7 protein-coding genes are annotated in these 9147 nt (G+C 56.8%); 2 read left to right on the top strand and 5 right to left on the bottom strand.

The features are described 5' to 3' along the window. On the top strand, positions 1 to 956 hold a 956-nt coding region (locus B4F73_RS11730), incomplete at its 5' end, for an NADH:ubiquinone reductase (Na(+)-transporting) subunit F (protein ID WP_290483334.1). A gap of 93 nt (positions 957 to 1049) precedes the next feature. Here B4F73_RS11730 and B4F73_RS11725 read toward each other — a convergent pair. The 4 genes from B4F73_RS11725 to B4F73_RS11710 are packed head-to-tail and all read right to left on the bottom strand — an operon-like array spanning position 1050 to position 8125. Then, positions 1050 to 2384, bottom strand: coding sequence for an MFS transporter (locus tag B4F73_RS11725; protein WP_290483333.1), 1335 nt, complete (start codon positions 2382 to 2384; stop codon positions 1050 to 1052). A 24-nt stretch (positions 2385 to 2408) separates the two neighbouring features. Further along, complete coding sequence (locus B4F73_RS11720; RefSeq protein ID WP_290483332.1) at positions 2409 to 5585, bottom strand: efflux RND transporter permease subunit; 3177 nt, start codon at positions 5583 to 5585, stop codon at positions 2409 to 2411. A gap of 9 nt (positions 5586 to 5594) precedes the next feature. After that, complete coding sequence (locus tag B4F73_RS11715; protein ID WP_290483331.1) at positions 5595 to 6851, bottom strand: efflux RND transporter periplasmic adaptor subunit; 1257 nt, start codon at positions 6849 to 6851, stop codon at positions 5595 to 5597. After that, the gene (locus B4F73_RS11710) at positions 6848 to 8125 is read right to left on the bottom strand and encodes a TolC family protein (RefSeq protein ID WP_290483330.1); all 1278 of its coding nucleotides are present in this window, start codon (positions 8123 to 8125) and stop codon (positions 6848 to 6850) included. The genes B4F73_RS11715 and B4F73_RS11710 overlap by 4 nt, the downstream gene beginning before the upstream one ends. Positions 8126 to 8332: 207 nt before the next feature. On the opposite strand from B4F73_RS11710, the gene B4F73_RS11705 reads away from it, so the two are divergent. Beyond that, a complete protein-coding gene (locus B4F73_RS11705; protein ID WP_290478570.1) occupies positions 8333 to 8494 on the top strand; it encodes a hypothetical protein in 162 nt (53 codons plus the stop codon). Between the two features lie 269 nt (positions 8495 to 8763). On the opposite strand, the gene B4F73_RS11700 is transcribed toward B4F73_RS11705, so the two are convergent. After that, positions 8764 to 9147, bottom strand: a 384-nt coding sequence (locus B4F73_RS11700) for a DDE-type integrase/transposase/recombinase (protein ID WP_290481597.1), incomplete at its 5' end; no start/stop codon positions are given.

The raw sequence follows: 9147 nt of genomic DNA, 5'->3' as shown, positions 1-9147 counted from the left end.
TGATCTTCCCGGCTGACCGCCGGCAAATACCGGACGCCGAGCTGGAGGAAGGATACCGGCTGGCATGCCAGCACCAGATCACCTCCCCTCTTTCGGTGACGCTACCGCATGGCCTGCTAGACGCAACTGACATCAAAGCAGTCGTCGTCTCTTCCACCTTCATCACGCCGGACATGTACGAGTTGTGCCTGTCGCTTCCCACGCCGCTCGACTTCCGGGCCGGTAGCTATGTTCAAGTCGAAATTCCGCCCTTTACATCCTGTCTCGATGAGCTGGACCTGCCTGATCAGGTGAAGGCGCAGTGGGAAAGGTCTGGCGCCGCAAAGACGTTCGGCACCAATGTCCCGGTCTTCCGGACTTATTCCCTCGCAAACGCCCCGGGCGAGTTTGGGAACAAGGTCATGTTGAGCATTCGCCTCGCGCTCCCCAAAATCGGTATGATGGACGTCCCGGTGGGAGTCGGATCTGCATTCCTGCTCACGCGGAAGAGCGGTGATACGTTGCATCTGCGTGGGCCGTTTGGGGATTTTCATATCAATGAGGATGCCGATGAAATCATCTTCATTGGAGGCGGCGCGGGGATCGCGCCGATCCGATCCATGATCCTCGATCAGCTCAAGGTAAAACGCACATCTTCGCGGATATCGTTCTGGTATGGGGCCAGAACACAGGAACACCTAGCCTATCAGGAAGATTTGGAAGAGCTTGTGGCAGCATATCCAAATTTCTCCTGGCATGTGGCCCTGTCAGACGCACCGGAAACGGATACCTGGTCTGGTCCGCGCGGCTTGATCCATGAATTGGTTCGCGATCAGTGTATCACCTCACATCCCGATCTCGACGCGTGTAGTTTTTATATATGCGGTCCTCCACCCATGCTGGCGGCGGTTCTGTCTTTGTTAAAATCTCTGAACGTGCCGGACAGCCGCATAGCGTTCGATGATTTCGGAAATTGACCCGGTGCAGACGATCTGGAGATGGGCGAAGCACAACCTATTCCGTGAACTGATCCCTGTAAAAAGCTGTCTACTTAAAGCTATACTTTCCTTTCAGGTCGGCTTTGGCCACTGAGTATGGATATCGTCGATCACGAAAGTATGGACGGGTTCGTCGGGCTGATGACCGTCGCGTATGTGCGGATGGTCGGCAGGAAGGTCTGGATGCGCGTGAACGATTTGCGTAACATCGCGCCTTGGCCAGACGCGCGCCGCAATTATCAGGCCCGCGAGGGAAAGAGCGCAGAGACCGGCAAAGGCTGCTGACTGGCCAAGCGACGCACCTAGCCAGCCTGCCAGGGGATAGGCAATTAGCCAGCACGCATGGCTGAGCGCGAATTGCGCCGCGAAAATTGTGGTGCGGTTGTCGGCATGAGATGAGCGCCTGAGCAGTCGACCGGCAGGAGTCACACACAAGGAATAGGCCGCCCCCAGACATAACCAGCCGCCAAGAATGATCGGCCATTGAATTCCCATCAAGAGGGTCAGCGCGGCAAGTGCGGCCAGAAGGCCTGTCAGAAAGGCCGAGGCGGCCAGCAACGCCGTCCGGTCGCTTAGCTTTCGAAGAATACTGGAGACTGACAGCGCAATGAGCATCGAGCCCAGGCCATACGCGCCCAGCGTAATCGCATAGGCGGCTTGGGAAAGCGCCAGTTCCTCGCGAATGATGACGACGGTGTTGACGGTGACCATAGATCCAGCCGCCGCGGCCGAGAGGGTGACCGCCAGCAATCCGACAAGGCGAGGCGTCTTCAGATACATGACCATGCCGTGACTGGTGCGAGCCCAGACCCCGCCGCTATGGAATTTTGCAGCGCGGCCTATGGCCAGTCCCGACCTTAGTACAAGGATCGCCGAGCCGACGAAACCAATTGCTGTTCCTGCAAACAGACCGTTGAACGAGATCACCGTGAGGAACGCGGCGGCGATCAGGGGACTGGTGAGGCTCTCCATGTCGTACGCAAGACGGGAGAGCGAGAGCGCTTTCGTATAATCTTCCTCATCAGGCAGGATATCGGGGATCGAGGCCTGGAAAGTCGGCGTGAAGGCCGCTGAGGCCGATTGCAGGACGAAGATCAATCCATAAATCTGCCAGACCTCCGTGACGAATGGGAGGAACAGCGCAACGCCAGCCCGTACGATATCCAGTGCCACGAGAAACGTCTTGCGGGGGAGCCGGGACGAGAAGGCCCCCACGACTGGAGCGATCGCGATATAGGCCACCATCTTGATCGCAAGCGCGATGCCGAGCACCTGCCCGGCCTCGTTTCCTGCAAGCTCGAAAGCGAGCAAGCCGAGCGCAACGGTGAGTAGCCCGGTGCCAATCAGGGCAACCAGCTGCGCAAGGAAAAGGTGCCGATAGGTACGATCAGTGAGAATACCCAGCATGAAAGTGTGCCTGAAGGGCCCTTCCTATTCCGCTGGCACCGGCTCGTCCGCCAGCAACGGTTCACGTCGTGAGCTTTTCTCTCCCCCATGAACAATTCGGTAGAGCGCTGGCAGAACGAGCAAGGTGAGAAGCGTCGAGGAGAAAATTCCGCCGATCACCACTGTCGCAAGAGGTCGTTGAACCTCGCTGCCGAGCCCGACATTGAACGCCATCGGAATAAAGCCCAGACTGGCAACGAGCGCGGTCATGAGCACCGGCCTCAACCGTTGCAAAGCCCCTTCATAGATCGCCTCGTCCAAGGCCTCTCCCCGTTCGCGGCGCTGGCGAATGAAACTGAGCATTACCACACCATTGAGCACGGCGACGCCGGAGAGGGCGATAAATCCAACGCCCGCGGATATCGAGAATGGCATGTCGCGCAAGGCGAGCGCTGCCACGCCTCCCGTCAGTGCGAGAGGGACTCCCGAGAAGACGATCGCGGCATCCCTCAGGGTGCCGAACAGCATCAGCAACAGACCGAAAATCATCAGCAGCGCGATGGGCACCACAACCGACAGGCGCTGACTGGCAGAGACAAGCTGTTCATACGTTCCGCCATATTCGATCCAATAGCCGGCTGGGAGGTCAGCGCCGTCCGATACGCGATCCTGCAGTTCGGTGATAAATGAGCCAAGATCCCGACCTCTCACATTTGAGGTGACAACAAGCTTGCGCTTGCCGTTCTCGCGACTGACCTGATTGGGGCCCGGGGCGATGTCGACGCTCGCTACTTCAGACAGAGGCACGAACATAACGCCATCGCCGGACCGTCTGCCTTCCGGCAGAGGGACAGGCAGACGCTGGATCGCCACAACATCCGTACGCAAATATTCGGGGAATCTGACAACGATATCGAAGCGGCGGTCGCCTTCGAAAAAACGTCCGGCGACTTGCCCCCCCAGCGCCGTTGCCGCAACTGCCTGGATGTCACCGACGTTCAATCCGTATCTTGCAAGCGCATCCCTGTCAGGGCGAATTGACAAGATAGGCAGGCCCGTAACTTGTTCGCGCTGCACATCGGCGGAGCCAGCCGTGCCGGTTACGATCTCCTGAATCCGATCGGCTATCGCTTCCAGTGTTTCCAGATCATCGCCATAGATTTTCACGGCGACATCTGCGCGGACCCCTGAAATCAGCTCATTGAACCGCATTTCAATCGGCTGGGTCAGCTCATACTTGCTGCCAGGTATCTGTTCGACCACTGCCTGTAGCTCGGAGACAAGTTGCGATTTTGGCTTTCTGGGGTCCGGCCATTCCTTACGTGGTTTCATGATCACGAATGTGTCTGCCACACTCGGAGGCACCGGATCGGTCGCAATTTCAGGCGTGCCGATCTTGGCAAAAACGCGTTCGACCTCCGGGACCTGCACGATCCTCGCTTCGAGCATTTCCTGCATTTCAATCGCCTGAGTCAGGCTTGTGCCTGGAATGCGCAAAGCGTGGAGGGCTATATCGCCTTCATCAAGGTTTGGAATAAACTCCGAACCTAGCTTGGTTGCCTCCCAGCCACCGATGCCGACGAGCGCAACGGCTCCGATCACAATAGCGTATCGAACACGTAGCGCGAAGCTAAGAGCCGGCCGGTAAAGCCACTTTGCCCCCCTCATCAGGCGGCTTTCCTTCTCCGTGACTTTGCCGCGGACAATAAGCGCGACGGCAGCTGGCACGAAAGTCAGCGAGAGGATCAGGGCCGAGGTGAGCGCCAGAACCACAGTGAAGGCCATCGGGTGGAACATCTTCCCTTCGATCCCCGTCAGGGCAAAGATTGGAAAATACACCACCGTGATGATGATCACGCCGAATATCGATGGTTTGATCACTTCACTGGACGCTTCGGCTGCCAGGGAAAATCGCTCTTCGCGGGTCAGCAAGCGACCGAGGCTCCCCTGCTTCTCCGCAAATCGCCGGAGGCAATTTTCGACAATGATAACAGCGCCATCAACGATCAGGCCGAAATCGAGCGCGCCGAGACTCATCAGATTGCCCGACACATTGTTCTCGACCATCCCCGTGATAGTCATCAGCATCGCCACGGGAATGACCGCCGCCGTTATGAGTGCTGCCCGTATATTTCCGAGCAGGAGAAACAGGACGAGAATAACCAGTAACGCACCCTCAGCCAGATTCTTCTCGACGGTTGCGATCGTCGCATCGACCAGAGTCGTGCGATTATAGACTGGCGTGATCTGGACGCCATCAGGCAGACCAGGCCGGATTTCGTCCACCCGCTCGTCAACTGCGACTGATACTGTGCGGCTGTTTTCGCCGACCAGCATGAAGGCGGTACCAAGAATAACTTCCTCACCGTTCTGGGTTGCAGCGCCAGTCCGGAGTTCTTCACCGATGGTTATTTCTGCGACATCTGACAACCGGATCCCGAAGGCGCCGGTGTCTTTCACGGTGATGTTGCGAAGATCGTCAAGCGAATTCGCCTGACCGGGAACCCGGATCAGGTTCTGCTCACCATGACGTTCAATATAGCCTGCGCCGGTATTCGCATTATTCGCTTCCACAGCGCCGATGATATCGTCTAGCGTTAGATCGAATCCGGCGAGGGCTGCCGGATCTGGCAGGATATGGATTTCCTTCTTGAACCCGCCGATCGTGTTGACTTCCGTCACGCCTTCGACCGTGCGCAGCTGAGGCAAGACCACCCAGTCATTGAGCGTGCGCAAATCCATCGCCGTGTACCGTGCGCCATCTTCAGTGAGTGCGCCCGGCTCAGCCGAAAGGATGTACATGTAAATTTCGCCCAGCCCCGTTGCGATAGGACCGAGTTCAGGCGACACGCCTTCCGGAAGTGTGGCTCGAACCGACTGGATTCTTTCTGAAACCAGTTGTCTGGCGCGGTAGATGTCGGTGCCATCATCGAAGATCACCGTCACTTGACTCAATCCGTAGCGGGAAACCGACCGTGTATAGTCAAGATCAGGAAGACCCGAAATGGCGGTCTCTACCGGGAACGTGATGCGTTGCTCGGTTTCCAGAGGCGAATAGCCGGGGGCTTCCGTGTTGATCTGCACCTGGACATTTGTGATGTCAGGAACGGCATCGATCGGAAGCCGGTTGAAATTGTAGATACCGAGTGCGGCAAGTCCGAATACAACAGCAAGGACCAACCAGCGCTGGCTGATCGAGAATCGAATGATGCTCTCAAGCATGGCTGTCTCCTAATGGTCGTGGCTGGCGCCGGACTTTTCAATGTCGGCTTTGATGAGGAAGGAATTGGCGCTGACATATTCAGTGCCGGGATCTAACCCGCCAAGGACTTCGACAAATTCACCATCGCTCTCTCCCAGGTCGAGCATCCGGACCTCGTAGGTCTCGCCCACTTTTGCGTAGACCACGGTGAAGTCACGAAAGCTCTGCAGCCCGGATTCTCTCACGGCGAGCGGCACTTCAGACTCTCCGGTCACAACGCTCGCCATGACCCGCATGCCAGGGGTCATTGCCGCTTCGATCGGCACGGGGGCTACGGCGATACGAGTCTGCGTATTTTCGCCCGATATCGGCAGAAAGCGGGTGATCTCTGACGCAAACTCGAGGTCAGACCCAGCAACACCCATGCGGACGCTCTGACCTGTTTTCACCTTCCCTGCATCGTTAGGGAAGACGTGCAGACGCGCCTCCAACTGATTGAGGTCAGCGATCGTGAAGAGAGATTGATCGCCCGCGACATCGCCCGCATTGGTGTTGCGTTCAAGGATTGTCCCCGATACCGGCGCGGTGACCGAATAACTCTGAAGACTGGAGGAGCTTTCGACGCGCGCCAGCGTCTGTCCCTTGCGAACCATATCATTCACGCCGACGCTGACCGACTGGACTGGACCGGGGTAGCGGGCCCGAACCTCCGCGGTCGCAGATGGCGAGAGGGCCGTCACGCCCGAGAGAGGAATTATGTCCCTGATCACCGCAGCACCGGCAATTTCAGTCTCGACACCCATGGACACAGCTGTGTCGTCGGCAATCGTGGTGCGGCCCTCGAAGGATTCATAACTCCAAGAGTAAGACGTGCCCTGATGTTGGGCGTCGACGAAGACCTCGAAAGAATGCGGTTCGGTAACGACACCGTCGCCTTTCAGATAATCCTGAACCGGAGAGAATTCGAAAATATCCTCCTCGTCTCCAAGTCGGTCGAGGCGAACTGTCAGCGCGACACGGGACGGATCAACAGGTTCACCTGCAAGGAAAGGATAAATTCGATACTCAGGCGGGACACCTGACTCAAAAATCGTCATTTCCAGCGCAAAATCCCCTTCTTCCAACAGACGTCCTCCATGAGGCCCTTCCGCAGTTTCAGATTCTCCGGCCCCAGTATGAATATTGTCGCCATCGCCTGGCGCTGAATTCTGGCTGCCGCAGCCGGTGAGGGTCATCAGCGCTGCAATTACTGCAGCGGCAACAGGATAAAGAATGCGAGGATTCATTGTGCAGTCTCCACGATGGACTGCCAGTCTTCCCGGCCCGTGACGCGGGAAAGAGCAGCTTCGTTCAGGATGAAGGTCTCGATATGGCCGAGACGCTGTTCACGCAGTTCAGCAAGTGTTCGCTGCGCATCGATGATTTCGAGGTACGAAAATGCGCCGCGGTCATACCCCTCTTGGGCCAGATCAAGCGCGCGGATCGCTTCAGGAAGTAAAACGTCATCTATATCTCGTATGCTGGCCTGCGCGTTTTGCGCCGCGCGCTGATAGTTGACTGCCTGACGCAGCAATTGCTGGCGCAGCACACGTTCGCGGACAGCGACGAGTTCTTGTTGAACCCGGTGTTTGGCAACTTTGGCAGCTGACTGACTCTGCGTACCCAGAGGGATGGAGACACCGGCGATGACGCCAATGTCTTCTCGATATCCGAATTTCCGAACACCCGCGCTCCAAGTCACATCTGGCACTGCTTCCGCCCTTCGAAGTTCTGTCTCAGCCGCAAGGCGGCGGTCTTCCGCCTGCAGTTTTTCGAATTCAGGTGAGTACACACCTGGAATATCCAGCTGGCCTGATTTCAAGCGGCGCTCAATGAATCCAGGCTCGATCGCAAAATCCTCCGCCCTGCCCCACATACTGGCAATGGTCATACGCCGCTCGGCGGCGAGGCGGTGGTATTGAAGCGCTTCTGCCTCAGCCCTAGCGAGGTCCGTCACTGACCGCGCCTGCGCAAGAAGTGGGTCTCGGGCAGCTTCCACGCGGCGATCAACAATTTCCTTCAAAGACCGTGAAATCGCGACCCGCTTGCAGGCGAGATCGGCTCGGCGCTCCAGGAGGACAGCTTCAACATACAGCGTCTCAATCGCGTGAGCGATATCGTGCTCGATGATTTCCCGCTCAGTTTCTGCAACGGCTATCCCTGCGCGCGCCACCGCTTCGCGCGCCTCTCTTTTGCCACCGCGCTCCCACGTCCTTGAGAATCGCCCTGTCACTTCCAGATTGTCGATCTCGCCCGCCAGACCGATGCCTGGAAAATTTTCCGTTTCGAGACTGATCGTATCCATTGGGCGAAGTGCAGCAATCGTCCGTTCCGTGCGGGCCAGGGCCACACCCTTGTCCGCCAGGATGGGTCGCAAGTCGGCGTCAAGTGCAGCCCGCATGGCTTGAGAGGACGTCACAATTTCGAGATCTTCGCCTGCTTCACAAACGGATGTCTGCGCGCTGACCGGCAGAAGTGGCAACGCCATGATCAAGGCGCAGCCTATAATTTTAAGTGCCATGAAACTTACTCCAGGCTGAACAAGCAAACATTGGACGCCCGCATGGCGTAACAATGTACGATATTATGTTCAGGCTGAAATTCGTTCGGGATCCGGATCTTTCAGGCGGATGGGTCCGCGATAGGATGGCGGACCGGATACAAGCCTTACAAAAGGCACAACTGACTTGACGAGACCAGTCGGTGAAGAAATGCCAAGCGCAACAAAATGAAGTTCCGGAGGGTGATCCTCATGATCAAGCTCGTGCGAGTGCTCATCGTCCAGATCGGACAGAGTGTCATGACCGAGGCCCTGCTCATCAAGATGATGATCGATTGGCATCACATGATGCAGCTCTTCAGCATGCGCACGCGTATGCGCCGCCCCTGACAGGAATGGTGATATGGCGAAAATCGCACAGAGAAGAGCTACCAGACGGTGCATGGTCACGATCCAAAGCTCAATTTAGTCTATATGTAAAGACAGCAATTTCCCTCAGGCTTGGACATAGTGAAGCGGTAATCTATTGAATGGCTGAGACTCTTGAAGGTTATTTGCTCGACGAGGCCTTCAACGGACCGCGCAGTTAAGATGATACACTTACTGGGTGGTGTCAGTCTAACGCGAACCCGTCTCCATTATTCGTGAACGAGCAGGTGCTAGGCGACGAGAAGGTCGCGCCATTCGCGAAGAGCGGCGTCGCGTTTCTGTTTGAATTGAATTCTGGGGTTGATGTGCCTTTCGAAATTAAAGTGATTGTACACTGACGAATGCATTGAAACGAACTTCTGCAGACTTCGCATACGACGAAATCGCGACATTGCTCGCTCTCTTCGTCGAAAGGGCAGGTGGGAATTCTCGGCGCGATTGTTGAGATGCCGGCCAGTCTCTTGGCGGCCCTCGTTCCCAATCACTTTCATAGCCGCCCGATAAGAAGAGCATCTGTCTGTCACGACGACATGTGGATTACCGCATCTCTTCATTGCTTTCTTTAGGAATTTCAGCGCGGCGGCTTTGTCGCGCTTCTTCGTGACAAAAGACTC

It is taken from the genome of Hyphomonas sp. UBA3601, from assembly GCF_002375605.1.
Classification (GTDB): domain Bacteria; phylum Pseudomonadota; class Alphaproteobacteria; order Caulobacterales; family Hyphomonadaceae; genus Hyphomonas.
This window is presented reverse-complemented; position numbering and strand designations above follow the sequence as displayed.